This window comes from Streptomyces avidinii (assembly GCF_014650695.1).
In the GTDB taxonomy this organism is placed as follows: domain Bacteria; phylum Actinomycetota; class Actinomycetes; order Streptomycetales; family Streptomycetaceae; genus Streptomyces; species Streptomyces avidinii.
This window is the reverse complement of sequence record NZ_BMVL01000002.1, coordinates 701,416-727,062: the sequence shown is the minus strand read 5'-3', so window position 1 is coordinate 727,062 and position 25,647 is coordinate 701,416. Positions and strand designations below refer to the sequence as shown.

Below are 25,647 nucleotides of genomic sequence, written 5' to 3'. Positions count from 1 at the left end.
GCCGAAGTCCCGGCCCTGGCACGGCCGTCGCGGGCCGGGTTTCACTGCGGGTCCATGAGACGACGACACCGGATCACCGGTCTGCTCGGCGCCATCGCGCTGACCGCCGCCACCCTGGCCGCCGCGGCGCCCGCGCCCGCCGGGACCCAGCCCGCCGACCCACCGCCCGCGGAGTTCGGGACCGACTGGCACGATCCCCTCACCGCGACCCCGCCCGTCACCCGGCCCGCGACCCGGTCCTGCCAAGTGACCCTCGCGGAAGCCCGGTTCAGTGACTTCACCCCCTACCGGGGCAACTACGCACCGCCCACCGGCTGCGGCGCCGACGCCTGGGCCAAGGTGGTCCTCCGCCTCGAGGGCAAGGTCAAGGGCCGCCAGTACGACCGCCTCGGCCACCTCTCCCTCGGCGGGGTGGAGATCCTGCGCACCTCCACCCCGCAGCCCTCGCCCGACGGCATCACCTGGTCCGTCGAGAAGGACGTCACCCGATACCGCGACACCCTCGCCCGCCCGCAGCCCGTCGAGATGCTCATCGGCAACGTCGTCGACGACACCTACACCGGCGTCATCGACGTCAAGGTGACCCTGACCTTCTACGCCGCCGACGGCGGCACCCGGGCCCCCGACACCCCCGACCGCGTCCTGCCCCTCACCTCCCCGGCCGTCACCACCCCGCGCAACACGGAGCGCCTCCTCGCCGAGGTCTACGCCACCGGCTCGGGCGGCGGCTGCGAGGAGTACTGGTACATGACCACGCCCGACGCGGCCCCGTACTCCTGCAAGGCCACCGACGGCCCGCACCGCGAGGTCCGCGTCTCGGTCGACGGACAACTCGCCGGCATCGCCGCGCCCTTCCCCACGGTCTGGACCGGCGGCTGGTCCAACCCCTTCCTCTGGTACGTCACCCCGGGCCCGCGCGCCTTCGACGTCCAGCCGATCCGCTACGACCTCACCCCCTACGCCGCCCTCCTCAACGACGGCCGCCCGCACCGGATCGAGGTATCGGTCGCCGGGGTGCCAGCCGGACAGAGCGGCTGGAGCACCCCCACCAATCTGCTGCTCTGGCAGGACGAGGCCCGGGAGGTCGTCACCGGCGCCCTGACCCGGCACGAGGAGAGCGATCCGAGCGGCCACTCCCGCTGGACGCCCGCGCCCCCCGGCGCACAGCACCGCCTGGACACCGAGGGCGGGCACCGGCTGACCGTCGCCGGACACCTGAACACCTCCCGCGGCCGGGTGGCCACCACCGTCACCCGCAGCGTGCGGAGCACCTCCGTCCACCGCTGGACCGACGGCGAGAACCAGGACGGGCTCACCGCCACCTGGACCGACGAGGAGAGTGTGACGCACGGGCCGACCACCACCCGGACCGACCGCACCTACACGATGGACGGCGAGACGACCCTCGGGGAGGGCGACCGGCTGCGGACCGTCCTCGCGCTCGGGGACCGGGCGGACACCGTCACCGTGCGCGGCGGGCGCACCGTCGACAGCGTCCGGCTCGACGACCGGTACACCGGCGACGCCACCTACACCGCCAACGTCCCGCGCGACCAGCGGCACGCGGTCGCCACCACCTCCGCCCGCTACCGGTTGTACGGGTCCACAGTGCTGGGCGGGTGTTACGACCGTACGGTGGCCACCGTCCAGGGCACCCTGACGGTGGACCGCCGACGCTGCTGAGTCCGCCGCCCCCTACGATGAGCGGCCATGGATACGAGTGAGGCCGGCAGACAGCTGATCGACGGCCGTTTCGAGCTGGTCGCACCCCTGGGCAGCGGGGGCATGGGTACGGTGTGGCGCGCCCGCGACATCGCCCTGCACCGCGAGGTCGCACTCAAGGAGGTGCGCCCGCCGGACCCGGCGACCGCCGCCGCCCAGCCCGGTCTCGCCGACCAGCTGCGCGAACGGGCCGTCCGTGAGGCCCGCGCCCTCGCCCGCCTCGCCCACCCGCACGTGGTGACGATCCACCACATCGTCGAACCGCCCGACGGCGGGGACGGGCACCCGTGGATCGTCATGGAGCTGGTCCAGGGCGGCTCGCTGCACGACCGGCTGGCATCCGGTCCGATGCCGCCCGCGGACGTGCTGCGGCTCGGCCTCGACGTGCTCTCCGCGCTGCGCGCCGCGCACGCCGAAGGGGTGCTCCACCGCGATGTGAAGCCGGCCAACGTGCTGCTGCGCCCCAGCGGGTCGGCGGTGCTCACCGACTTCGGCATCGCGGCCCTGCACGGATCCACCGGGCTCACCTCGACCGGGGTGCTGATCGGCTCGCCCGAATACATCGCGCCCGAACGCGTCCGCGGGGAGGAGGGACTGGCCGCCTCCGACCTGTGGTCGCTGGGCATGCTGCTCTACGTGGCCGCCGAGGGGGTTCACCCGCTGCGCCGGGCCACCAGCCTGGCCACCGTCGTCGCCGTGCTCGACGAGCCGATCCCGGCGCCCGTGCGCTCCGGCCCGCTGGCGCCCGTACTGGAACGGCTGCTCGTACGGGACCCGGCGGCGCGGCCCGACGGGGCGCAGCTGGAACAGCTGCTCCGGGACGCGAGCGCCGCTCTCGGGTCCGGCTACGGCGCGGGCGCAGCACCGGTCGTCCCGGCACCGCCGATCGTCCCGGCACCGCTCGCCGCCGTCACGCCGGTCGGCGGCGCGCCGGCCGTCCCGGGGCAGTTCGGCCCGTACGGCGGCCCCTACGGATCACCCACCCCGCCTCCGTTCGGCGCCGGTTCCTCCCCGTACGGGTCCACGACCACGCCCGTTCCGCTGGCGTCCGCCCCGCGCCGGCGCCCGGCCCTGATCGGCGCCGCGCTCACGGTGGTGCTCGCGGCCGCCGTCGTCGGGATCGTCCAGTCGCTGCCCGACGGGAACTCCGGCGACGACGACGCCGTCGACGCCCGCGCCACCCGGCCCGTCGCCGCCACCCCGGGGGGTTCCCCCGTCCTGACCCCCCGACCGAAGGCGAGCACGTCCCAGGCCGGCACGGCCCGCGGCAGCATGCTCACCCCGCAGAACATCCGGACCGCCCTCGCGGCGCTCAAGGAGAAGACCGGGACCACGACCTTCGTGGACCTCAAGGTCTACGACGGGTACGTGCTCGCCTCGATCCCCACCGCCCCCGGCGCCGAGACCGTCGACGCGTGGCAGTACCGGGACGGGGCGGCCAAGCGCACCGGCCCCGACGGCACGGTCGAGGAGGGTGAGCCGCTGATCGACATGTCGACCGTCAACTGGGACGCGCTGCCCGGCCTGCTGGAGCAGTCCAAGAAGGAGCTGGGGGTCGAGAAGCCGACCTCGACCTATGTGATCGTCGAGCCGTGGATGATGGACCAGGTCCCGTGCATGCGCCCCTACCTCAGCGACGAGTACGGCCGCGGCGGCTATGTGCTGGCCGGCATCGACGGCAAGGTCAAGAAGGTCGTCGGCTCCTGACATCCTGTACCCGTACGCACGTACGGTCCGACAGGTCAGGGAGCACGACCACCATGCCCAGCTGGCGCACCACCCTCACGGCGGCCGGTGTGTCCGGATCCCGCCTGCGGGACGACTACACGTACGCCGCCCGCCGGGTGCTCCGCCGCGAGCCGGCCCCGTACCTGGCGCTGCGGATGCTCGCCTCGCCGCCGCTGGTGCCCTGCCTCGCCGCCGGTCTCGCCTTCATGAACCTGGTCGACGACGTCGCCGAGACCGGTACCGCGGCGCAACGGGCCGCCGGTCTCGCCGCGTTGTCCGAGCGGGTGGAGGCGGCCCTGAAGTCCGGGGACAGTCCCGACCCGCTGCTGCGGGCCTACGCGCACGCGGTGGAATCCCGCGGCCTGCCGCCGCACTGGGTCTCCCGCTTCCTGGCGGGTGCCGCCACCGCCGAGGCCGGATTCGACGGCTTCGAGGCGGAGGAGGACTTCCAGGCCTACCTCGACGCGTACGCGTGGCCGGGGGTGCTGGTCTTCACCGGGCTCCAGTACCGGGGCGGCCCCGACCCCGAACAAGCGGCGGGCTGGCGGCGCTTCGTCGACGCCGCCCAGCGCGTGGACTTCCTCGCAGACCTCTGCGGTGACCTCGCGGACGGCCGGCTCTGCATCCCCCGCGCCCGTCTCGCCGACCACGCGGTGACCCGCGCCGACCTGGAACAGGCCCGCGACACCCCGGCCGTACGAGCCCTCCTCGCCGCCGAGTGCCGGCGTGCCCGTACGGCTCTGGACGCCGCCCGCGGCATCCTCGACCTCGCCGAGCCCGGGCTGCGTCCCGTGATCGCGACCATGACGGAGCTGATGGCGCACCAGCTGACCGCCGTGGAGCGCGCGGGGGTCGCCGCCCTGCGCCGGGACACCGGGTACGGCCTGGCGGCGCCCCTGCGGATCCTCGTCCGCGCCGCCCGGCGTCGCCCGGTGTGAACCGGTGCAGGGAGTTTCCTAGTAGGGCCCGTTGACGTTGTCGATCGAGCCGTAGCGCGCGGCTGCGTAATTGCAGGCGGCGGTGATGTTGGCGACCGGGTCGTAGGAGTCCTGCGCGGTGCCGGGTACGTGGTAGGCGCGGAAGGTGGGGTCGATGACCTGGAGCAGGCCCTTGGACGGGATTCCGTTCCGGGCGTTGATGTCCCAGTTGTTGATCGCCAGCGGGTTGCCGGAGGACTCGCGCATCACGTTGCGGTGAATTCCGTTGTAGGAGCCGGGAATACCGTGCTTCGCCATGACGTCGAGGGACTCTCGGATCCACCCGTCGAGATTGTTCGGGTAGGCCGTGGCGGGCTTGACGGCGGCGGTCTTGGCCGCCGCGGCCGCCTTCGCCTGCTTGCCGATGGTCAGTTTGATGCCGGGGCGGATGACCGACGGGTTGTCACCGACGACGGTCTTGTTCGCGTCGTAGAGCTGCTGCCAGCCGCCACTGAGGGAATGCTGCGCCGCGATCTCCGAAAGGGTGTCGCCCGCGACCACGGAATAGGTCATGGGAGCGGCGGTCTCCACCGCTCCGGCGGTGGTCGCGCTGATCAGCGGGAGAGTGAGGGCCGCGCCACCGGTGCCGGCGAGAGCCAGCTTGCGGGTGATCCGGTAGTGCTTCGGCCGACGGTGCTTACCCTTTGCAGGCATGGCGGAATTCCTCACGTGGGGGGACGGGAGATCCCGGGCGGGGGCCGGATTCGGCACCTGACCACCAGGAACGAGGTGACCGTAGGCGAGCGCGCCGTGCCCGAACAAGCCCCGAATTCCACCGATAGATCGACATCTCGCTTTCGGTCGGGTAAATGACCTTGAAGGCGGCATGGCGCAATAGCCGATTCCCTTTCCGGAAAAGGGGACCGGCTATTTGCGGGAAATGATGTTGAGGTGTTCGGTGTGGCTCATATCACGGGTCGACGACCGGGCGCCCAATTCGGGCAAGTCCGCTCTCCGGGTGCCGCATTCGGGCGACCGGCCCGTAGGCGGCGAATCGCCCATTAGGGATTCTTTCCGGCGGATTGCCGGCCGTCCGGGGCTGATGCTCCGCCGCCCGCTCACCTCCGCTCGGCGGCCGGTTCACCCCTCGGGTCACACCGGCCCCTCCAGCCCCTCCAGCGCTGCCGTCACCGCCTTCACGGCTCCCTCCGAGGCCGGTAGCAGGGGCAGCCGGACGTCCGGGGTCGGGATCCGCCCCTGCGCGTGCAGGACGCCCTTGAGCACCGCCGGATTCGGCTCGGCGAAGGCCGCCGCCGACATGCGGGCCAGCGCGTGCCCCAGCGGCCGGGCCTTCGCCACGTCACCCGCCCGCCATGCCCCGGCGAGCTCCGCGAAACGGCCCGTCGCCAGATGTGCCGAGGCCAGGATCCCGCCCGCCGCACCCAGCGCCAGCAGCGGCGACAGGTACACGTCGTCACCCGCCAGCACCTCGAATCCGGCCGGCAGGTCACCGAGCAGCGCCACCGCGTCCTCGCCGATGCCGCCGCCCGCGTACTTCACCCCGACGACCCCCGGCAGCGATCCGAGCGCCCGCAGCGCGGCCGCGTCCAGCGGCTGCCCGGTGCGGTACGGGACGTGATAGACGATCAGCGGGACCGGGCTCGCACCGGCCAGCCGCGCGAAGTGCGCCAGTACACCGGCGGCCGCGGGTCGGACGAACGCCGGCACCGTCACCAGCGCCGCCCGCACCGCGGGCCACCGGGCCAGCAGGGCCAGCGAGGCCTCGGCGGCCCGGGTGCCGCTCGCCCCCGCCCCGACGATCAGCGGCGCGCCCCGCTCTCCGCAGACCCGGGCGCACACGGCGGTGACGAGGTCGCGCTCCGCCTCGTCGAGGCATGCCGCCTCCGCGGTGGTGCCCAGCGCGACGATCCCGGTGGCGCCCGCGTCGAGCACCTCGTGGGCGAGCGCCTCCAGCGCCTCGGCTGCAACCTCCCCGGCGCGGGTGAAGGGCGTGACGAGCGGTACGTGGATCCCCTGCAGGGGTCGGGCCGGAAGGGCTGTTGCTGTCGTTGCTGTCGTTGCGGTGTCTGCGGTGTCTGCGGTGTCTGCGGTGTCCTGTGCCATGTCGACGAGACTGGCCCGCGGAAAGGATCAAATCCAGTTCGCGTTTCTTACCCGAACCGTAAGCTGAGCCGATGCTCGACGTACGACGCCTGCGCCTGCTGCGCGAACTGGCCCGCCGCGGCACCATCGTCGCCGTCGCCGACGCCCTCGCCTTCAGCCCTTCGGCGGTCTCCCAACAGCTCACCGTCCTCGAACGCGAAGCCGGCCTGCCCCTGCTGGAGCGCACCGGCCGCCGGGTCCGGCTCACCCCGGCGGGCCAGAACCTGGTCCGGCACGCCGAGGCCGTCCTCGAACAGCTGGAACAGGCCGAGGCCGATCTCGCCGAGGCGCGCGGCGGGCTCGCCGGTGCCCTGCGGATCGGCACCTTCCCCACAGCGACCCGGGCCATCGTCCCGGCCGCGCTGATCGCCCTCGCCCGGCGCCACCCGGGGCTGGAGCCGATGGTCTCGGAGACCGACCCGGCCGCGGTGGCACACGCCCTGCGAGCCGGGGACCTGGACGTGGCGCTGGTGCACGAGTACGACTTCGTACCGGCCGAGCCCGAGCCGGGGCTGGCCACCGAACCGCTGTACAGCGAGGCGATGTACCTGGCCGCGCCCGCCGACCCGGCCTCCGGCCGGCCAGGGGTACCGGAACCGGACCAGGGAGCGGCCCTGCGTACCCACGCCCGGGCGCCCTGGATCACCGCCACCCCCGGCACCCTCTGCCACGCCATGACGGTCCGGGCCTGCCAGGCCGCAGGCTTCACCCCGCGCGTCCGCCACCGGGTCGACGAGTTCGCCACCGTGCTGGCCCTCGTCGCGGCGGGCCAGGGCGTGGCCGTCGTGCCCCAGCTCGGGGTCACCGGCCCGGACCGGCCTGCCGTACACCTCACGCGCCTGCTCATGCAGCGCCGTACCAACCTCGCCTTTCGCAGCGGCGCCGGCGCCCACCCCGCCGTGGCGGCCTTCGGCGCGGCACTTCGGGCCGCCGTACCACCGGATCTGGCCGGGTCGCGCGCCGTGACGTGACACAACTCCCGTACCGGGTGCCGCCCGTGTACGTTCGTTGATCCAGACCGATTCGATCAGAGCGGGGTACGACGTGACGCATCGCGTACGAGGGGTCATCGCCCGGAGCAAGGGCGCACCGGTGGAGACGACGACGATCCTCGTGCCCGACCCGGGACCCGGCGAGGCCCTCGTCCGGGTGCAGGCCTGCGGGGTCTGCCACACCGACCTGCACTACCGGGAGGGCGGCATCAACGACGAGTTCCCCTTCCTGCTCGGCCACGAGGCCGCCGGCATCGTCGAATCCGTCGGCCCGGACGTCACCTCCGTGGCGCCCGGAGACTTCGTGATCCTCAACTGGCGTGCGGTGTGCGGCACCTGTCGCGCCTGCAGGCGCGGACGCCCCTGGTACTGCTTCGCCACGCACAACGCCACCCAGCCCATGACCCTGGAGGACGGCACCCCGCTCTCCCCGGCCCTGGGGATCGGCGCCTTCGCCGAGAAGACCCTGGTCGCCGCCGGCCAGTGCACCAAGGTGGACCCGGCCGCCGCCCCGGCCGCCGCCGGCCTCCTCGGCTGCGGGGTGATGGCCGGCCTCGGCGCCGCCCTCAACACCGGCAACGTCGGGCGGGGCGACTCCGTCGCCGTCATCGGCTGCGGGGGAGTGGGCAACGCGGCCGTGGCCGGAGCCCGCCTGGCGGGCGCCTCGCGGATCATCGCCGTGGACCTCGACGACCGGAAGCTGGAATGGGCCCGGGGCCTGGGCGCCACGCACACCGTCAACGGGCGGACCGACGACGTCGTCAAGGCCATCCAGGGCCTGACCGGCGGCAACGGCGCGGACGTGGTCATCGACGCCGTGGGCCGCCCCGAGACCTACCGCCAGGCCTTCTACGCGCGCGACCTCGCCGGGACGGTGGTCCTGGTCGGCGTGCCGACCCCGGAGATGAAGCTCGAACTCCCGCTCCTCGACGTCTTCGGCCGCGGCGGCGCCCTGAAGTCCTCCTGGTACGGGGACTGCCTGCCCGAGCGCGACTTCCCCCTGCTGATCGACCTCTACCTGCAGGGCCGGCTCGACCTGGACGCCTTCGTCTCCGAGACCATCCCGCTCGACGGAGTCGAGGACGCCTTCGCCCGGATGGAACGCGGCGAGGTCCTCCGCTCGGTCGTCGAGTTCTGACGCCCCGTCCGGCAACACCGGTCCGGCACACCGCCGGCCCGTCCGGCCGAACCCGGCCCGCCTAGAATCGGGCCACCACCCCGCGCCCCCGCCGCCACCCGGCCGGGGCGCGGTCTTCATCACCTCGTACCCCTGGGGGCCGTCCGTGACCACCGCACACAGCTACCGCCAGCCCGGCACGGTCCTCACCGACCACCGGTTCTCCGTCCCCCTGGACCACGCGCGCCCGGACGGGGAGCGGATCGAGCTGTACGCCCGCGAGGTCGTCGCCGCCGGCAAGGACCCCGAGACGCTGCCGTGGCTGCTCTACCTGGAGGGCGGTCCGGGCTTCGGCGCCCGCCGTTTCATCGGCCGCCAGGCCTGGCTGGAGCGCGCCCTGACCGAGTACCGGGTACTCCTCCTCGACCAGCGCGGAACGGGCCGCTCCACCCCGGTGAACCGGCAGACCCTGCCCCTGCGCGGCACCCCCGACCGGCAGGCCGAGTACCTCAGCCACTTCCGCGCCGACTCCATCGTGCGCGACGCCGAAACCATCCGGCCCGGCCTGACCGGCGGCGCGCCCTGGACCGTGCTCGGCCAGAGCTTCGGCGGCTTCTGTGCGACCCGCTACCTCTCCACCGCGCCCGAAGGCCTCACGGCCGCGCTGATCACCGGTGGCCTGCCGTCCCTGACCGCCACCGCCGACGAGGTGTACGAGGCCGCGTACCCCCGCATCGAGCGCAAGAACCTGGCCCACTACGCCCGCTACCCGATGGACGTCGAACGCGCCCGCCGGATCGCCGCCCACCTCGCGCAAGCACCGGCCGAACTCCCCGGCGGCCACCGCCTCACCGTCGAGGGCTTCCAGTCCCTCGGCATCCTCCTCGGCGGGGGCGACGGCAGCCACCAGCTCCACTACCTGCTGGAGGACGCCTTCGTCCCGACCCCCGCGGGACCCGCCCTCTCCGACGCCTTCCTGGAGAGCGCCCGCGGCCTGCTCTCCTTCGCCGGACACCCCCTCTACGCGCTGCACCATGAGGCGATCTACGCCCAGGACCCCGCCACCCCCACCGCCTGGGCCGCCGAACGCGTGCGCGCCGGCCACCCCCGCTTCGACGCGGACAAGGCCCTCGCGGGCGACGAGCCGCTGCTCTTCACCGGCGAGACCATCCACCCCTGGCACTTCACCACCGACCCGGCCCTCGCCCCGCTGCGCGAGACCGCCGAACTCCTGGCCGCCCGCACCGGCTGGCAGCCCCTCTACGATCCGGCCCGCCTGGCCGCCAATGAGGTGCCGGTGGCCGCCGCCGTCTACCACGACGACATGTACGTGGACACCGCGCACTCGTTGGAGACGGCCCGCTCCATCCGGGGCTTGCGGACCTGGGTGACGGACGAGTTCGAGCACGACGGCGTCCGTGCCGGCGGCCCCCGTGTCCTGGACCGCCTGCTGTCCCTCGCCCGCGACGAGGCGTGAGTCGCGGTCCGCGCAGGTCAGGGGTGTGATGGGGCCCCCGATTAATCGTTCCCGCAGAAGTTGATCACACGGTTAGGGTGGGTGCTCTCACCCGAGGAACCGACCGATGTGTGGAGCGTGCATGCTGAGAAGGATGTCGAGTGCCGTCTCGCTGGCCCTGGCCGGCGGACTGGCCGTGGCCGGGGTGGCGGCGGGACCGGCGACGGCCGCCGTCGCCGCGCCGGCCGTCAGCGCCGGGGGGGCGGGGGAGACCCCCGTCGGCGCACAGGCCTGGACGCGCGTGTCCAAGAAGTACCCGAACCACTCCTACTGGAACGCCGCCGGCGACCTGCGCGTCGGCAACGAGGCCGGCACCGAGGGGCTGTCCCGCGCGTACCTCCGGCTGGACACCACCGCGCTGGCGGGCGCCACGGTATCCAAGGCGACCTTCCGGATCACCAACACGGGGGCCGCGTCCTGCACGGGCCGTCCGGTGGAGCTGTGGAGCGTCGGCGCCGTCTCGGCGAAGACCACGTGGAACAACCAGCCCGCCAAGGCCGTCCGGCTGGCGACGGTGACGGACGCCAAGGGCCGTGAGGGCTGCGCGGCCGGCGACCTCGAATTCGACGCCACCGCGTTGGTGACGGAGGCCGCGGCCAAGTCCCGGACCTCCGTCACCGTCGGTCTGTTCGCCGCGAACGAGTCCGACGCCTCGGCCTGGAAGCGCTTCGCCCCGGCGACCGCGAAGCTGGAGACCACCATCGGCCGCCCCGCGCCGCCGGTGATCAGCTCACCCGAGTTCCCCGACGCCTCGAACGGCGCCCCCGCCAACACCGGCAAGGCCCGCACCCCGGGCACGTTCACGTTCGGCACCGGTGGCGCCACCAACATCGAGAAGATCGTGTACTGGTCGGAGTTCGAGCCGCGCGAGGTCACTGTGGCGCCGGGCGCCAGCGCCGTGATCACGCCCACCGGCTCCGGTCCCCACATGCTCTACGCGTACAGCGTCGACAAGGCCGGGCGGCGCTCGGACCAGGCCGTCTACCACTTCTGGGCCCTCGGGAACGGAGGAGTCCGCGACGCCGCCGGCGACCTGAACGGCGACGGTCTGCGCGACCTGTGGACCCTGGACCCCGACGGCAGGCTCCGCTTCTCGGCCGGCCGGGCCGACGGCACCTTCGCCGCACCGGTCGACGGCGGCGCGTCCTTCGCCCCCGGCAGCCGCATCGCCGCCGGCGGGGACTGGGGCGAGGACGGATACAACGACCTGCTGGTGCTCGAGTCGGTCGAAGGGCTGGGGGCCAAGCAGCTCCGGCTCTTCCCCAACAACGGCCTCGGCAGCGTCCGTCCGCACGACGGCATCGTCCTGAGCGTCATCGAGGACGACCCGGCGCAGGGGAACGATCACTGGTCGGACGCCCAGGACATCGCCGACGCGGGTGACTTGAACGGTGACGGCGAGCCCGACCTGCTGGTCAAGCAGGGTGCGAAGCTCTGGGCGTACACGGGCAGCCGCTCCGGCTACCTCGACATGAACGGCGCCCCGGTCCTCGTCGGCGACGGCGGCTGGGACACGGTCGCGGTCCTGGTCCCGGGCGACACCGACGGTGACGGCGCCGCCGACCTGTGGGTGCGCGACGACGCCTCCGGCGACCTCTTCGCCGTGAAGGGCGCCAAGGACGCCGCCGGGCAGCTCGACCCCAGGAGCTGGGGAACGGCGCTGCGCGTGAAGATCGGCTCGGGCTTCGGCCGGGCGGCCTACCCGACGCTGGTCTCCGCGGGCGACTTCGACCGCGACGGTCTGGTCGACCTGTCCGCCGTCGGCGCCGACGGCAAGGCCGTCTGGTTCCGGGCGACGGCCACCGGGATCGACGCGACCCCGCGGCCGATCGGCTGATCCCACGTCAACCGGCCGGGCCGGCGTCCCCGCTCAGAGACGCCGGCCCGCTGTCGTCTCCGCTCAGGGGCGCCGGCCCGCTGTCGTCTCCGGGGGCGGCTCGACGAAGGCGCGGGTCAGGTGTGCGGTGGCGAGAAGTGCGCCGCGCTCCCTCGCCCGCGCCAGCAGGGCCCGGCGGGAGGCGCGGGCGGTGTCCCGGTCGCGCTCGTGGGAGTACGGCACCGCCGGGTCGCCCAGCTGAACCGCGTGCACCAGCACGTCCCCGGTGACGACCACGTCCCGCGCTCCCTCCCCCTGATCCACCAGCACCGACTGGTGCCCCGGGGTGTGCCCTGGCGTCGGCAACAGGGTGATGCCGGGCGCCAACCGGTGGGCGCCGTCGACCTCGTGCAACTGCCCGCTCGCACGCAGCGGAGCCACCGTCCAGTCCCACACCGGGTCCGCCCGGTGCAGCGCGGCCACCTCCGCGCGCTGCACGACGTACCGGGCCGCCGGGAAGAAGGGCCGCCCGTCGTCCCCCGACGACCACCCCGCGTGGTCCTCGTGAAGGTGGGTCAGCACGACGGCCTCCACATCGGCCCGAGCGATACCGGCGGCCGCGAGTGCGTCCGGCAGCCGCCCCGGCACCGGGGCCCACGCGGCGGCCGGGGACCGGGCCGGGCCGACCCCGGCGTCCACCAGCACCCAGCGCCCGCCGGGCCGGGAGATCGCGAAGTACCGGAAATCCAGTGCCCACGCCCCGTCGGGCCCGAACGCCCCCGGATCCAGCTCCGCGGCCCGGGCCCACGCGACCTCCTCCGCCCCCGGAAAGGCGGTACGGGCCGGCTCGAAGAAGATCCCCGTGGCGTCGAGCAGCGCCACCACCTGCCCATGACGGTCCATTCGCCTATTGTGCGAGACATGACCGAACAACCTGATCAGCAGCCCGCCTTGCAGCCCATGCCCACCGACTGGACGCGCGCCCTCGCGGTGGTCGCGCACCCCGACGACCTGGAGTACGGGTGCGCCGCGGCGATCGCGGACTGGACGGACGGGGGCCGGAAGGTCGTCTACCTCCTCGCCACGCGCGGCGAGGCCGGCATCGACAGCATCGCCCCCGACGAATGCGGTCCGCTGCGCGAAGCGGAGCAGCGGGCGAGCGCCGCTGTCGTCGGCGTGTCCGAGGTGGAGTTCCTGGACTACCACGACGGCGCCATCGAATACGGACTCGGCCTGCGCCGGGACATCGCCGCGGCCATCCGGCGGCACCGCCCCGAGCTGATCGTCACCCTCAACCACCGCGACACGTGGGGCGGTGCGCAGGGCGGTGGCTACTGGAACACCCCCGACCACAAGGCCGTCGGCCGGGCCGTGCTGGACGCGGCCGGTGACGCCGGCAACCGCTGGATCTTCCCCGAGCTCATCGAGCAGGGGCTGCAGCCGTGGAACGGCGTGCGCTGGGTCGCGGTGGCCGGATCCAGCACGCCCACGCACGCGGCCGACGCCGGCCCGGGGCTTGAGCGCTCGGTGAAGTCCCTGCTGGAGCACAAGGCGTACATCGAGGTGCTCACGGACCAGGACCCCGAGGAGTACGTCCGTACCTTCCTCACCGGGAACGCCCAGCAGGCGGCGGCGCGGTTCGGCGGTCGTCCGGCCGTGCCGTTCGAGGTCTTCCCCCGCTGACCGGCCACCCCTAGTCTGACGATTCGTCAGTTCGTCAGGTCGTCAGCCATCGGGCCGGGGGTGCGGGACACAGTGATCGACACCATCTCCACGGAGATCGCGGAGGGTGAGGAGCGCATCCGGCTGGAGGTCGCCGACGGTCTCGCGGTCCTCACCCTGTGCCGTCCGGACAAACTCAACGGCTGGAGCTGGGAGTCCACCCGTCAGCTCGGCCTGCTCGCGGACCGGATCCGCTTCGACGCGTCCGTGCGGGCGGTGCTGCTGCGGGCCGAGGGCCGGGCCTTCTGCGCGGGCATCGACGTGACCGCCCCGGGGGGCGCCATCACGGGCGGATCCCCGGCGGCGCGCACCCGCAACTACTACGAGGGCATCCGCTGGGTGCACGAGCGGTTCGCGGTCCTCGCCCGCCTCCCGCAGCCGGTGGTGGCCGCCGTCCAGGGCTACTGCCTCGGCTTCGGCTTCGAGCTGGCGCTGATGGCCGACGTCCGGGTGGCGGCCGAGGACGCCGTCTTCGCGCTGCCGGAGGCCGGCCTGGGGGTGGCGGTGGACGCGGGAGGTGACCTCCGCATCGCCCGCGAGGCGGGTGCGGGCTGGGCCAAGTACCTGGCCCTGACGGGCCGCCGCATCGACGCCGCGACGGCGCTGCGCCTCAACCTGGTCCAGCTGGTCGTCCCCGGCGAGGACCTGGAGTCCTCCGCGCGCGCCGTGGCACGGGAGATCGCCGCGAACGGGCCCCTCGCAGTCCAGGGCATCAAGCGCGCGATCGACGCCTACGCCGATGCCGCCCTCCCCGCGGCCCTGGACCGGGTGGCGATGACCGCGGCCCTGACTCTCACCTCGGAGGACTGCAGCGAGGGCTACACGGCCAAGGCGGCCCGTCGGCCCCCGCGCTTCAGCGGAGGCTGAGCACCGGCCGCGTCGAGAACTCCTCGTACACGCCCACGCCGTCCGGCCCGTACGTGAACTCGGCCGTGTACGGATTGCGGTTGGCGGTGGCCAGCGGCAGCCACCCGAGCAGGTCGCCGTATCCGCCGCAGACGGCTTCGCCGCCGTCACCACCGTGCACGGCGGTCGGGTCGCCGCTCAGCTCCGTGCGGTAGCTGTCGTAGGCGATGTGCAGTCCGAAGGCGTTCGATTCGTGTCGCGGGCCGCCGCTGCCCCCGTACGACGGCTGGTCCAGGGGGCACTCGTTCCCCCAGCGGAACAGGGTGCCGGCCCCGGCCCCGCACGCGTGCTCCCACTCGTCGGCGCCCGGCATGCGCAGCCCGCGCGCGGCGAGGGCCGCCGGCATGTCGTCCGGGGACTCGGTCAGGGCCTCGTCCGCCACGGCCATGAACACGGTGGCCAGCGTCGCGGTGCGCAGCGGGCTGAGCACATCGGCGAGATAGGACTTCAGGTCGGGCCGCCCGTACCCGTACCCCTCCTCCGCACTCTCCGCGTAGTCGGCGCTCTGCGCGGGCGTCGGGACGAAGGCGTCCAGGTCGAACCCCAGCCGCACCGTCCCGCCGGGTATCAGGGCGAACTCCTGCCCCTCGCGCTCGATGCGCACGCGGTGCAGGGGACCGCCCAGGTGCTCGACGACGTCGAGCAGCACCACCCGGCCGCCCACCTGCGCGGCGGCCTCGTGCGCGATGCGTCCGGCGGTGGCCAGGTCGAGCGACCGCCAGCGGTCGAGGGTCAGTTCGGGGAGAGACATACCCCGATCCTCGCACCGGCCACTGACAACGAGCGGCCCGGGGGAGGCCCGGGGGAGGCCCGGGGGAGGCGAGCCGCTCCGCGGACCCTACCGGTGCCGCTTCCGGTGCGGGTCAGGCGGCGAAGCGGCGGTTGCCCGTGAGTGACCACACGGCGGAGATCCGGCCGTCGGTGACCGCGAACATGTCGATGCCGCTCTTGACGGCGACCTCTCCGTCGCCGTCGGCGTGGCTCTCGGTCCACCGGCAGGCCATCTCGCCGCGCTCGGTGTCGACCAGCGGTGCGGATTCGGCGGCGAACGTCAGGCCGGTGAGGGCAAGGCTGTTGGCCGAGATGAAGGCCGTCAGTTCCTCCTGGCCGAAGGAGTAGGCGGAGCCGGTACCGTCGAAGTCGTCCGCGAAGTGCAGCCGGAAGCCGGGGGCGAGGATCTGCTCGGCGAGGGCGACGTCTCCGTTCCAGAGCGCCGTCCAGCCCTCCACCAGCCGGGTGCCGGCCTCCCGGGTCAGCGGTGCGGAATCGATGGCGGGGGTCGTCGTCACAGACATGGGCGCGGTGCCTTCCATGGTCGGTTCGTGGTCACCCAGCCTCCGGGCCGTCGGCGACAGCCCCCTGTCGGTGTTTGGACCTCCGGGAGGGGACTCAAGCGAAACCATAGAGTTCGTCGAGTGCGACGAAATCCTTTCCGGGGGTGTCCAGTTCGGACAGGTCCACCGGACGCGGCTCCGCCGTTTCCTCCAGTGCCCGCGCCGCATGGATGCGGTCGAGGCGGAAGTCCCGTACGGCGCATTGCAGCCGGCACCAGCCGATGAGGTACCAGTGGTCGCCCCCGAGGAAGCCCAGGGGCTCGACGGTGCTCTCGGTGACCCGTCCCTGGGCATCGGCATGACGCAGGTGCAGCAGCCGGCGGGTCGAGAGCGCCACGCGCAGGGTGTGCGGGAGCGCGGACGGCCGAACGGGGGGCGCGGCGAGCCGTACCCGGGCGGCGAGATCGCGCGCCGCGTGCCGGTCGCGCTGCGGCATGACGGCGAACACCTTGTGCAGCGCCGAGCGGGCGTCCGCGGCGAAGGGGGTACCGGACAGCCCGTGCAGGGCGACGGCCAGGGCCGCCGCCTCCGCCGGGGTGATGGTCAGGGGAGGCAGGGTGTGGTCCTTGTCCACCGCGTACCCGCCGCTGCGGCCCGGTTCGGCGTAGAGCGGCACTCCCGACTGCTGCAGAGCGCTGAGGTCGCGCTCTATGGTGCGGGTGCTGACGCCGAAGCGATCGGCGAGCCACCGGGCGCTGCGCGGCCGGGGCGAGACCGCACGTAACTCCTCCACCAGGGCGTACAGGCGCTCGGTACGGTTCACAGCCATGGACCGTAGCCGATGCCCGGCAGGATCCGGAAGGGAAGGGCCTCGGCGCCGGCCTACGAAGCGAACGGGCCGCGGCCCAGCTGGGTACGGACCGGGACCACCTCGGGGTTGACCACCGACCGGCGCTGCCAGTTCGCCCCGTCCACGACCAGCGTGTGCCCGGTGATGAACCGGGCGTACGGCGAGGCCAGGAAGGTGGCGGCCCAGCCCAGTTCGCGCGGCGCGCCGACCCGCAGCGCGGGCTGCCGGGCGTCCTTCGCGTCGGGCGCTGCGCGCTCCAGGCCGTCCCGGATGTCCTCGGTCATGTCCGCGTGCGGGACGAGCCCGGGGACGAGCCCGTTGATCTGGATGCCGTACGGACCCCACTCGACCGCGAGCGTCTCCACCAGGTTCTTCACCCCGGCCTTGGCGGCGGAGCTGTGGGCGAACCCCGGGCCGCCCGTCCAGGCGTACGAAGCGCCGATGTTCACGATCGAGCCGGGGGTGCCGGCGGTGAGGTGCCGGCGGCCGAATTCGCGGGTCATGAACCAGGTGCCGGTCAGGGTGATGTCGACCACCGCCCGCCAGGCGTTCGGGGACAGGTCCTCCGCCGGGGAGGGGAAGTTCGCGGCCGCGTTGTTGACCAGCACGTCCGGCAGACCGAAGGCCGCCTGCGCGGCGTCGAAGACCTCGGCGACCCGCTCGGGGTCCCGGATGTCGCAGACGGCGGCCGACACCCGGCCCGCGCCGGGTACGGCCGCCAGCTCCTCGCGCGCCGCCTTGAGCTGCTCGGCGCGCCGGCTCGCGATCACCACGTCGGCGCCGAGCCGGGCGAACTCGGCCGCTATGGCCTTGCCCAGCCCGGTGCCGCCGCCGGTCACGAGGACCACCTGCCCCGCGTAGGTCCCGGGGGGCAGGGCGGCGGCGCCGAGGGCGGGTGGCGCGGGCAGCCCGTGCAGAGGGTTCTCCATGCGCCCATCGATAGCGCGTGGGCGCTCAGATCGCCATGCCCGCACGGTGCCCGGCCTCCGTCCGGCCGCTACCGGGCTAACTCCCCGGGTTGTACGCCTGCCTGGTCGCGCAGGTCCAGATCACCGGCTTGAGCTTGCCCTTCGCGTTCACGGCCGCCCCGCCGACCCGGTCGGCGTCCGAGACCGCATCGGCCATGCTCGCCCCGCCCGCGGCCAGTCGCGGCAGGGCCTTGACCGGTCCGGAGCCGGCCCGCAGCAGGGCCTGGTCCGGCCGGGTCATCTCGTCCGGGTGGAACTTGGCCGTGCCGACGCTGACATTCGTCGTCGCACTGATCGCCTCGAACGTGGCGTACGGGTGCGAGCTCAGCCCACCGGGGGAGGTCGCGGGCCCGGTGAGCGGCGGCTCCCAGACCAGCGGCTGGTACTCGTGCCACGGTCCGGCCCAGTCGTAGCCGACGATCCGGCGGCTCTCGTCGAGGTCCTGCACGTAGCTGTCGTTCACGGCCGGAGCCAGCAGCCGGGCGGCGGAGCCGTCCCCCGGCCACAGCACCGGGCGGGTGCCCTCCAGGTGCGCGCCGGTCTCCGGGACCTCGTAGTCCTGCGTGGCCATGCCGAGGATGTCGCCCTGGTTGTTGATGCCGGTGACCGTCGTGATCCGGGTCCCCGGTCCGGCGTCGGCCGGTACGGGCAGGTCGCGGACCTTCTGGCCGTCCTTCCAGACGGTTCCGATCCCGCTGCCGGAGCGGGAGACCACGTACCCGGCGTCATTGATGTCGGCTTCGAGGTCGGAGCCGTCACTGTCCGGCAGCGGGGTGATTGCCGCGGCGCCCGCCCGGTACGTGAACAGGGAGGCGGCGCCGGAGTGGTGGAGGACACCGACCATCAGGCCGTGCGCGTTGACGGCGAGCACCTGCCCCGTGACGTTCGGGTCGGTCAGCGGGACCGGGTGCACGGTGGTGCCGGTCCAGTAGGCGGGCCGGTAGCCCGAGACGCCGACGGCGAGGTCGCCCGCGCCGAGGTCGAAGACCCCCTGGCTGCGCTGGACGTCGCGGGCGTACGACTCGTTCCCGATCGTGCCGAGCACCTGGATCTTCGGTGCGCACTTCGCGTCGGCCGCCACGGCCGGGCCGGCCGCGGTGATCAGGCCGGCCAGAACGATGGCGGCTCCGGCCGCGGACATGCTTCTTCTCATGTAGGTGGTCCCCCCTGGACAGGTGCTGTTCCCCGTTGAGTCATGACACGTGCACGCCACATGTTGCCTGATCTTGAGCCGGATGTGGCCTGAATGGCACGGGTTGATTCGGACCGAGGGGCTCCCCACCCCGACCGACGGTTCCCAGAGAGGCAAGCGACTGCTTAGTATGCCCGCGGAGCGTGGTTCCTCGACGGCGGCTGGAGGCCCCGGATGCAGGCATGGCGAGTACATACCCCCGGCGAACCCCGAGAGGCCCTGCGCCTCGAAGAGATTCCCGAACCGGTCCCCGGCGAGGGCGAGGTGCGGCTGCAGGTGCTCGCGGCGAACCTCAACTTCCCCGACGCGCTGCTCGTCCGCGGCCAGTACCAGATCCGTCCACCGCTGCCCTTCACCCCCGGCGTCGAGATCTGCGGCCTCACCGACGACGGCCGCCGCGTCATCGCCACCCCGAGCCTGCCCCACGGAGGTTTCGCCGAGTACGTGATCGCCTCCGAGCGGGCCCTGCTCCCGGCCCCCGAGAGCCTGAACGACGCCGAGGCCGCGGCCCTGCACATCGGCTACCAGACCGGCTGGTTCGGCCTGCACCGCCGGGCGCGTCTCCAGCCGGGCGAGACCCTCCTCGTGCACGCCGCCGCAGGCGGGGTCGGCAGCGCCGCCGTCCAGCTCGGCAAGGCCGCCGGAGCCACCGTCATCGGAGTGGTCGGAGGCAAGACCAAGGCGCGTACGGCCGAGGAACTCGGATGCGACCTGGTCATCGACCGTACGACCGAGGACGTCGTGTCCCGGGTCAAGGAGTTCACCGGCGGACGCGGGGCCGACGTGGTCTACGACCCCGTCGGCGGCGACTCGTACACCGCCTCCGCCAAGTGCGTGGCCTTCGAGGGCCGCATCGTCGTCGTCGGCTTCGCCAGCGGCGACATCCCCGCCCCCGCCCTCAACCACGCCCTCGTCAAGAACTACGCGATCCTCGGCCTCCACTGGGGCCTCTACGCGGCCAAGGACCCGGGCGCGATCCTCGCCTGCCACGCCGAACTCACCCGCCTCGCCGCCGAAGGCACCATCAAGCCCCTGATCAGCGAACTCATCGCACTCCCCGCCGTCGCCGACGCCGTGCAGCGCCTCGCCGACGGCAGCACCACCGGCCGCGTGGTCCTGGCCATGCCCCGGCAGCCCGGTGCGTCCCGATGACCGCGATCACCGCAGACCAGCTGCTCGCGCGGGTCCGGGGCCTGCTCGCCGCCCACCCGCCCGCCGACACCGACCGCACCGACTTCCTGCGCGCCCGCTTCGACGCCGGACTCGCCTGGGTCCACTATCCCGAGGGCCTCGGCGGCCTCGGCGCGCCCCGCTCCCTCCAGGCCGTCGTCGACGCCGAACTGGAGGCCGCAGGCGCGCCCGACAACGACCCGCGCCGGATCGGCATCGGCCTCGGCATGGCCGCGCCCACGATCCTCGCCTACGGCACCGAGGAGCAGAAGCACCGCTTCCTGCGCCCCCTGTGGCTCGGCGAGGAGGTCTGGTGCCAGCTCTTCAGCGAGCCCGGCGCCGGTTCCGACCTGGCCGCGCTCGGCACCCGCGCGGTCCGCGAGACCGACTCCGGCGACTGGATCGTGAACGGCCAGAAGGTGTGGACCTCCAGCGCCCACACCGCCCGCTGGGCCATCCTGATCGCCCGCACCGACCCCGCACTCCCCAAGCACCAGGGCATCACCTACTTCCTCTGCGACATGCACGCCCCCGGCGTCGAGGTCCGGCCGCTGCGCCAGATCACCGGCGAGGCCGAGTTCAACGAGGTCTTCCTCACCGGCGTCCGCATCCCCGACACCCACCGGCTGGGCGCCGTCGGCGAGGGCTGGGCCGTGGCCCGCACCACCCTGATGAACGAGCGGGTCTCCATCGGCGGCATGCGCATCCCCCGTGAGGGCGGCATGATCGCCCCCGTCGCCGCCGCCTGGCGCGACCGCCCCGAGCTCCGCACCCACGCCCTCCACCAGCGGCTGCTGGAACTGTGGGTCGAGGCCGAGGTCGCCCGCCTCACCGGCGAACGGCTGCGCCAGCAGCTGGTCGCCGGACAGCCGGGCCCCGAGGGATCGGGCATGAAGCTCACCTTCGCCCGGCTCAACCAGGAGATCAGCGGGCTGGAGGTCGAACTCCTCGCGGAGGACGGGCTCCTGTACGACGACTGGACCATGCGTCGCCCCGACGGCGTCGACTTCACCGGCCGTGAGGCCGGCTATCGCTACCTGCGTGCCAAGGGCAACAGCATCGAGGGCGGCACCAGCGAAATCCTCCTCAACATCGTCGCCGAGCGCGTCCTCGGCCTGCCCCCCGAGCCACGCGACGACAAGGACCTCGCCTGGAAGGACCTCGCCCGATGACCGCACCGACGGCACCGACGACCCCGCCCGCGCCGACGACCCCGGTGGCCCCCGCGGCGCCCACCGACCTGCTCTACTCGGAGACCGAGGAAGAGCTCCGCTCCGCCGTACGCGCGCTCCTCACCGACCGCTGCGACGCGAAGAGCGTCCTCGCCCGGGCCGAGACCGACCGGCCGCACGACCCCGAACTGTGGCGCACCCTCGCCGTCGGGATCGGGGCGGCCGGCCTCCTCGTGCCCGAGAAGCTCGGGGGGCAGGGCGCGAGCCACCGCGAGGCGGCCGTGGTCCTGGAGGAGCTGGGCCGGGCCGTGGCACCCGTCCCGTACCTGACCAGCGCCGTGCTCGCCACGGAAATCCTGCTCGGCTGCGACAACGCGGAAGCCACCTCGCTGCTGCGGGAGCTGGCCTCGGGCCGCACGGTGTGCGCACCGGCCGTGCCCCTGACCCTCGCCCCGGGTGCACCCCCGCCGACCCCCGTCCGGGACCTCGGCGACGGGAGCCTGACCGGCACGGTCACCTCCGTGGCGGACGCGGTGGCCGCCGACGTGCTGCTGGTCCTGGCCGACACCGGGCTCTACGCCGTCCTGGCCGCCTCGGCCCGGCTGACCCCGCAGGTCCCCCTCGACCTGACCCGCCCCCTCGCCACGGTCACGCTGGACGCGGCGGCGGGTACCCGCCTCGCCGACCCGGGAACGGCCCGGGCGGCCGTTGCCGGAGCCCTGCTCTCCGGGGCCGGACTGCTCGCCTCCGAGCAGCTCGGGCTCGCCGAGTGGTGCCTGACGGAAACCGTCGGCCACGTCCGCGGCCGCCACCAGTTCAACCGCCCCATCGGTTCCTTCCAGGCCCTCAAGCACCGCCTCGCCCGGCTCTGGCTCGACGTGGCCTCCGCGCGCGCGGCGGCCAGGGCCGCGGCCGACGCTCTGGCCACGGCGGCCCCCGACGCCCCGCTGACCGTCGCAGTGGCCCAGGCCTACTGCTCGGGCGTGGCGGTCCGCGCCGCCGAGGAGTGCGTACAGCTGCACGGCGGCATCGGAATGACCTGGGAACACCCGGCCCACCTGTACCTCAAACGGGCCAAGGCCGACTCCCTGGCGCTCGGCACGGCGGGCCACCACCGGGGCCTGGTGGCGGACTTCGCGGAACTCCCGGCGCCCTAGGAGGCCGGTGTGCCCGTACCGGGCAGGGCGCTCCCCTTCGGCAGCCGTTCCTGGTACGGGGGGATGCTCTGCTGGGGGCCGGCCGACAGGATCGTCGAGCGTTTGGCGGCCTTCCCGTCGTACTTCCCGCCGCGGTAGTGGATGGTCTGCTCCAGCAGTCCGCCCGTCCGGGGCTGATGATCATGCGGATGCGCGCGCTGCGGATGTCCGCTTCCACGGCGGTCCCGGTACGGCCTGTGCTGTCCTGGACCGGCCCGACCAGCCGGAGCCCCGGCATGTCCGCGAGGACCTCGTACACCGCCGCACGCTGGCGTGGTGCGAGGGGCGCGAACGTGAGCAGGCGGTTCAGGGTGGCCATGTAGGCCGAGAACGTGTCGGCCCCGCTGTCCGACCCGGGACCTCCGGGGACCGCCAGCAGGTCGTCCGCCGCGTTCGGCGCTCTTCGCGCCAGATAGCCGTGCAGGTGCGGCGACAGCCCCATGACCACCGCCTCGAAGGCGTCCGTGTCCCGGGCCGACCTGGTCAGCAGCTCGTCTTCGTCCGCGTTCACACGCGTTCCCCTCCCCGGCCGCCTGCCGTAGCGGCCTCACCCCGTACTTGTCGCCTTCCCGCGAGAGCGTTCGCGCTTCCCGTCGCACCGCCGTCGCGATCACCGCCGTGGTGGTTGCCCGGCGCTCGCCGCCCCCGCCTGCTACGGGCCCCCGGCCGATCCCTATCCTCGGCCCATGACGGCCACCATCACCGCGCTCACGGCCACCGGGCTCCGGGCCCACCGCGACGAACTCGCCTCCCTCCTGCTCGCCGTGGTCGACGGCGGCTCGTCCCTCGGCTTCCTCGCCGGCCTCGACCAGCGGGACGCCGCCGCCTGGTGGGACTCGCTGCTGCCCGCGGTCGAGGACGGCTCGCTCGCCCTGTGGGTCTCCCGCACCGGTGGCGACGGCCGCATCGACGGCACCGTCAGCTGGTACCGGGAGACCAAGGCGAACGGCCGCCACCGCGCCGAGCTGCGCAAGCTGATGGTCCACCCGTCGGCCCGCGGCCGCGGCACCGCCCGCGCCCTGCTCGCCGAGGCCGAGGCGGCCGCGGCCCGCGCCGGGGTGGTGCTGCTGTTCCTGGACACCGAGACCGGGAGCGGCGCCGAGCGGGTCTACCGCTCCGCCGGCTGGACGGAGGCCGGCACCATCCCCGACTACGCCAGCGACCCCGAGGGCCGGCTGCACCCCACGACCCTGTTCTACAAGCAGCTCCGGAGCGCGCACGGGTGACCTCGTCCGCCGCGCGGCGTTAGACCCGTAGCCGCCGGCCACCGAGTGAGGGAGACCGTATGTCCGCCGCATCGCCCGCCGCACCCCTGACCCGTCGCGCGCTTCTCCGTACGGCGTTCACCGCGGCGGTGCTCGCCGGTACGGGTGCGGCCCTGGCCCCCGTGCTGCGCGCCCGGCGCCCCCGGCAGACCCTCACCCCGGCGCCGCTCGCCGAGGAGACGTACCGCGGCCGGCACATCGCCGTCGACGTCGCCGGGGTCCGCATCGACGGGCGGCCGCTGCACGTCATGCGCCGGGCCGACGGCAGTTACCTCAGCGGGATCAACCACTTCCAGTCCTATCCGACGCCACTGGAACTGGCCCGGGCCGCCGTGGACGAACTGGGCACGACCCAGCTCGCCCTCGCGGCCCCGCACCACGGCTGACAGACCCACGGGAACGGGAGGAGCCCCGCAATTGCACACCCGGCAGAACCAGAAGAACCTCACCAGTGCCCAGAAGAAGCGCTTCACGGCGGCGGTGCTGGAGCTCAAGCGCAGCGGCGCCTACGACGCGCTGGTGCGCACCCACGACAAGTACTTCGTGCCGGACCGCGACCGCAAGCTGCGCGTCGGGCACATGTCCCCCTCCTTCTTCCCGTGGCACCGGCGCTATCTGCTGGAGTTCGAGAGGCAGTTGCAGGAGATCGACCCCGGCGTCAGCGTCCCCTACTGGGACTGGACCACCGACACCAGCCCCGTCTCCTCCCTCTGGGCCGACGACTTCCTGGGGGGCACGGGGCGGGCGAGCGACCGCAAGGTGATGACCGGGCCGTTCGCCTACGACAAGGGCAACTGGACGGTGACGGTGGGCATCACGGAGTCCGCCTTCCTCACCCGCAACCTCGGCCGGCCGCAGAACCCGATCGCCCTGCCCACCGCCGCCGAGCTCCAGTGGGCGATGGACGATCCGACCTACGACGTCTCGCCCTGGGACTCCACGGCCACCGCGGGCGGCTTCCGCAACAAGCTGGAGGGCTGGGCGGCGCCCAAGAGCGAGCGCTGGCGCAACCACAACAAGGTCCACCAGTGGATCGGCGGCCACATGACGGGTGGTACGGCGCCCAACGACCCGGCGTTCTGGCTGCACCACGCCTTCGTCGACCTGATCTGGGACCGCTGGCAGCAGCGGCACCCGGGCTCCGGCTATCTGCCCGCCGCGCCCCTGGCCGTCGGCGACCTCCAGCGCGGCCGCGTGATCGCCCGTGACGAGCCGATGCCGCCGTGGAACGTCACCCCGCGCGAGATGTCCGACCACCAGGGCCTGTACCGCTACGAATGACCCCCGCGGCCCGCGCCCACGGGAACGCACACGGGGAAGGGCCCCCGCCGTCCGGCGGGGGCCCTTCCGTCGATCAGCCGATCAGCCGATCAGTGGCCGTAGTCGCCACCCTCGGTGTGGTGGTCGCCGCCGCCCGAGGCGTTGACGCAGGTGTTGCCGAACGCCGGGTTCAGCAGAGCGATCACGTTCACGGTGTTGCCGCAGACGTTGACCGGGACGTGCACCGGAACCTGGAGCAGGTTGCCCGACAGGACACCGGGGGAGCCGACCGCCGCACCGTGCGCTCCGGCATCGGCGACAGCCAGACCCGCACCGGCGACAACGGCGCTGCCGGTGACAGCGGTGATGGCGAATGCCTTCGCGATACGCGACATCAAGATCTCCTCGTGAGATATGTGGGGCGCCACAGAAGCTGTGGCATTTGACATGGCATACAACGCGGGGGCGGCCCAGGGGTCACGGCCCCTGCGCCTACCCGGTGACGGAAAACCGGACGGAGGCGAAGTACGGCCGCACCTGGCCGACCTCCCCGGGCCGCAGGACCCGTAGGGCCCGGCCCGAGCACCGGGGGCCCTCGAAGAGCGTTGCCGAGCCCCGGGTCCCGTTGGTGACCGCCCGGGCGCCGCCGCCCTCGGCCTCGACACAGCCCTTCGGCGCGGTGAGGCCGTGGACCCGGTCGT

The 25,647-nt window shown here is 73.5% G+C and carries 25 protein-coding genes; 15 read left to right on the top strand and 10 right to left on the bottom strand.

Translation table 11 applies throughout. The features are described from left to right. The first annotated feature begins 54 nt into the window (after positions 1 to 54). From IE257_RS07620 to IE257_RS07610, 3 genes are read left to right on the top strand one after another with little or no spacing between them, the layout of a single operon-like run. Positions 55 to 1,683, top strand: coding sequence for a peptide-N4-asparagine amidase (locus tag IE257_RS07620; protein ID WP_189965933.1), 1,629 nt, complete (start codon positions 55 to 57; stop codon positions 1,681 to 1,683). A gap of 27 nt (positions 1,684 to 1,710) precedes the next feature. Continuing rightward, entirely contained in the window at positions 1,711 to 3,429 is a 1,719-nt protein-coding gene (locus IE257_RS07615; RefSeq protein WP_209468333.1) for a serine/threonine-protein kinase, read from the top strand. 53 nt (positions 3,430 to 3,482) lie between these two features. Then, positions 3,483 to 4,388: a squalene/phytoene synthase family protein gene (locus tag IE257_RS07610; RefSeq protein WP_189965931.1), complete on the top strand. Its 906-nt coding sequence runs from the start codon at positions 3,483 to 3,485 to the stop codon at positions 4,386 to 4,388. Between the two features lie 18 nt (positions 4,389 to 4,406). Here IE257_RS07610 and IE257_RS07605 read toward each other — a convergent pair whose 3' ends face one another. Beyond that, on the bottom strand, positions 4,407 to 5,081 hold the full coding sequence (locus IE257_RS07605; RefSeq protein WP_189965929.1) for a transglycosylase SLT domain-containing protein: 675 nt from the start codon (positions 5,079 to 5,081) through the stop codon (positions 4,407 to 4,409). A 438-nt stretch (positions 5,082 to 5,519) separates the two neighbouring features. Next, positions 5,520 to 6,491, bottom strand: a complete 972-nt coding sequence (locus IE257_RS07600) for a dihydrodipicolinate synthase family protein (RefSeq protein WP_189965927.1) — start codon at positions 6,489 to 6,491, stop codon at positions 5,520 to 5,522. Between the two features lie 71 nt (positions 6,492 to 6,562). On the opposite strand from IE257_RS07600, the gene IE257_RS07595 reads away from it, so the two are divergent. The 4 genes from IE257_RS07595 to IE257_RS07580 all read left to right on the top strand — a co-directional run bounded on the left by IE257_RS07595 (position 6,563) and on the right by IE257_RS07580 (position 11,992). After that, positions 6,563 to 7,501, top strand: a complete 939-nt coding sequence (locus IE257_RS07595; protein WP_189965925.1) for a LysR family transcriptional regulator — start codon at positions 6,563 to 6,565, stop codon at positions 7,499 to 7,501. A gap of 73 nt (positions 7,502 to 7,574) precedes the next feature. Next, positions 7,575 to 8,660, top strand: coding sequence for an S-(hydroxymethyl)mycothiol dehydrogenase (locus tag IE257_RS07590; protein ID WP_189965923.1), 1,086 nt, complete (start codon positions 7,575 to 7,577; stop codon positions 8,658 to 8,660). 145 nt (positions 8,661 to 8,805) lie between these two features. After that, entirely contained in the window at positions 8,806 to 10,116 is a 1,311-nt protein-coding gene (locus IE257_RS07585; protein ID WP_189965921.1) for an alpha/beta fold hydrolase, read from the top strand. 133 nt (positions 10,117 to 10,249) lie between these two features. Beyond that, positions 10,250 to 11,992 (top strand): DNRLRE domain-containing protein, encoded by a 1,743-nt coding sequence (locus tag IE257_RS07580; RefSeq protein WP_189965919.1) that lies wholly within the window; start codon positions 10,250 to 10,252, stop codon positions 11,990 to 11,992. A 63-nt stretch (positions 11,993 to 12,055) separates the two neighbouring features. Here IE257_RS07580 and IE257_RS07575 read toward each other — a convergent pair whose 3' ends face one another. Further along, the gene (locus IE257_RS07575; protein ID WP_189965917.1) at positions 12,056 to 12,874 is read right to left on the bottom strand and encodes an MBL fold metallo-hydrolase; all 819 of its coding nucleotides are present in this window, start codon (positions 12,872 to 12,874) and stop codon (positions 12,056 to 12,058) included. 18 nt (positions 12,875 to 12,892) lie between these two features. Here IE257_RS07575 and IE257_RS07570 point away from each other — a divergent pair, with 18 nt between their 5' ends. Together IE257_RS07570 and IE257_RS07565 are read left to right on the top strand one after the other, a co-directional pair. Continuing rightward, positions 12,893 to 13,654 (top strand): PIG-L deacetylase family protein, encoded by a 762-nt coding sequence (locus tag IE257_RS07570; protein ID WP_189965915.1) that lies wholly within the window; start codon positions 12,893 to 12,895, stop codon positions 13,652 to 13,654. 72 nt (positions 13,655 to 13,726) lie between these two features. Next, on the top strand, positions 13,727 to 14,560 hold the full coding sequence (locus IE257_RS07565) for an enoyl-CoA hydratase/isomerase family protein (protein WP_189965913.1): 834 nt from the start codon (positions 13,727 to 13,729) through the stop codon (positions 14,558 to 14,560). Here the strand turns inward: IE257_RS07565 and IE257_RS07560 are convergent. The 5 genes from IE257_RS07560 to IE257_RS07540 all read right to left on the bottom strand — a co-directional run bounded on the left by IE257_RS07560 (position 14,547) and on the right by IE257_RS07540 (position 18,832). Continuing rightward, positions 14,547 to 15,350 carry a hypothetical protein gene (locus IE257_RS07560; RefSeq protein WP_189965911.1) on the bottom strand — a complete coding sequence of 268 codons (804 nt, stop codon included), beginning with the start codon at positions 15,348 to 15,350 and terminating at the stop codon, positions 14,547 to 14,549. The genes IE257_RS07565 and IE257_RS07560 overlap by 14 nt on opposite strands. 112 nt (positions 15,351 to 15,462) lie before the next feature. Continuing rightward, positions 15,463 to 15,894, bottom strand: a complete 432-nt coding sequence (locus IE257_RS07555) for a hypothetical protein (protein ID WP_189965909.1) — start codon at positions 15,892 to 15,894, stop codon at positions 15,463 to 15,465. A 94-nt stretch (positions 15,895 to 15,988) separates the two neighbouring features. Next, on the bottom strand, positions 15,989 to 16,702 hold the full coding sequence (locus IE257_RS07550; protein WP_189965907.1) for a helix-turn-helix transcriptional regulator: 714 nt from the start codon (positions 16,700 to 16,702) through the stop codon (positions 15,989 to 15,991). Between the two features lie 53 nt (positions 16,703 to 16,755). Continuing rightward, the gene (locus IE257_RS07545; protein WP_189965905.1) at positions 16,756 to 17,652 is read right to left on the bottom strand and encodes an SDR family oxidoreductase; all 897 of its coding nucleotides are present in this window, start codon (positions 17,650 to 17,652) and stop codon (positions 16,756 to 16,758) included. A 76-nt stretch (positions 17,653 to 17,728) separates the two neighbouring features. Continuing rightward, a complete protein-coding gene (locus IE257_RS07540; protein ID WP_189965903.1) occupies positions 17,729 to 18,832 on the bottom strand; it encodes a hypothetical protein in 1,104 nt (367 codons plus the stop codon). 225 nt (positions 18,833 to 19,057) lie between these two features. On the opposite strand from IE257_RS07540, the gene IE257_RS07535 reads away from it, so the two are divergent. The 6 genes from IE257_RS07535 (at position 19,058) to IE257_RS07510 (ending at position 24,967) form a co-directional block, all read left to right on the top strand. Continuing rightward, entirely contained in the window at positions 19,058 to 20,035 is a 978-nt protein-coding gene (locus tag IE257_RS07535) for an NADPH:quinone oxidoreductase family protein (protein ID WP_189965901.1), read from the top strand. Next, entirely contained in the window at positions 20,032 to 21,225 is a 1,194-nt protein-coding gene (locus tag IE257_RS07530) for an acyl-CoA dehydrogenase family protein (RefSeq protein ID WP_189965899.1), read from the top strand. The genes IE257_RS07535 and IE257_RS07530 overlap by 4 nt, the downstream gene beginning before the upstream one ends. Next, positions 21,222 to 22,382: an acyl-CoA dehydrogenase family protein gene (locus IE257_RS07525; RefSeq protein WP_189965897.1), complete on the top strand. Its 1,161-nt coding sequence runs from the start codon at positions 21,222 to 21,224 to the stop codon at positions 22,380 to 22,382. The genes IE257_RS07530 and IE257_RS07525 overlap by 4 nt, the downstream gene beginning before the upstream one ends. A 725-nt stretch (positions 22,383 to 23,107) precedes the next feature. Beyond that, positions 23,108 to 23,647 (top strand): GNAT family N-acetyltransferase, encoded by a 540-nt coding sequence (locus tag IE257_RS07520; protein WP_189965895.1) that lies wholly within the window; start codon positions 23,108 to 23,110, stop codon positions 23,645 to 23,647. A 59-nt stretch (positions 23,648 to 23,706) separates the two neighbouring features. Beyond that, a complete protein-coding gene (locus tag IE257_RS07515; protein ID WP_189965893.1) occupies positions 23,707 to 24,072 on the top strand; it encodes a tyrosinase family oxidase copper chaperone in 366 nt (121 codons plus the stop codon). Between the two features lie 31 nt (positions 24,073 to 24,103). After that, entirely contained in the window at positions 24,104 to 24,967 is an 864-nt protein-coding gene (locus IE257_RS07510) for a tyrosinase family protein (RefSeq protein ID WP_189965891.1), read from the top strand. Between the two features lie 89 nt (positions 24,968 to 25,056). Here the strand turns inward: IE257_RS07510 and IE257_RS07505 are convergent, their stop codons facing one another. Both IE257_RS07505 and IE257_RS07500 read right to left on the bottom strand, forming a co-directional pair. Continuing rightward, entirely contained in the window at positions 25,057 to 25,341 is a 285-nt protein-coding gene (locus tag IE257_RS07505) for a chaplin (protein WP_052872877.1), read from the bottom strand. Between the two features lie 97 nt (positions 25,342 to 25,438). Further along, the coding region (locus tag IE257_RS07500) for a hypothetical protein (RefSeq protein WP_373301787.1) at positions 25,439 to 25,647 on the bottom strand (209 nt) is incomplete at its 5' end.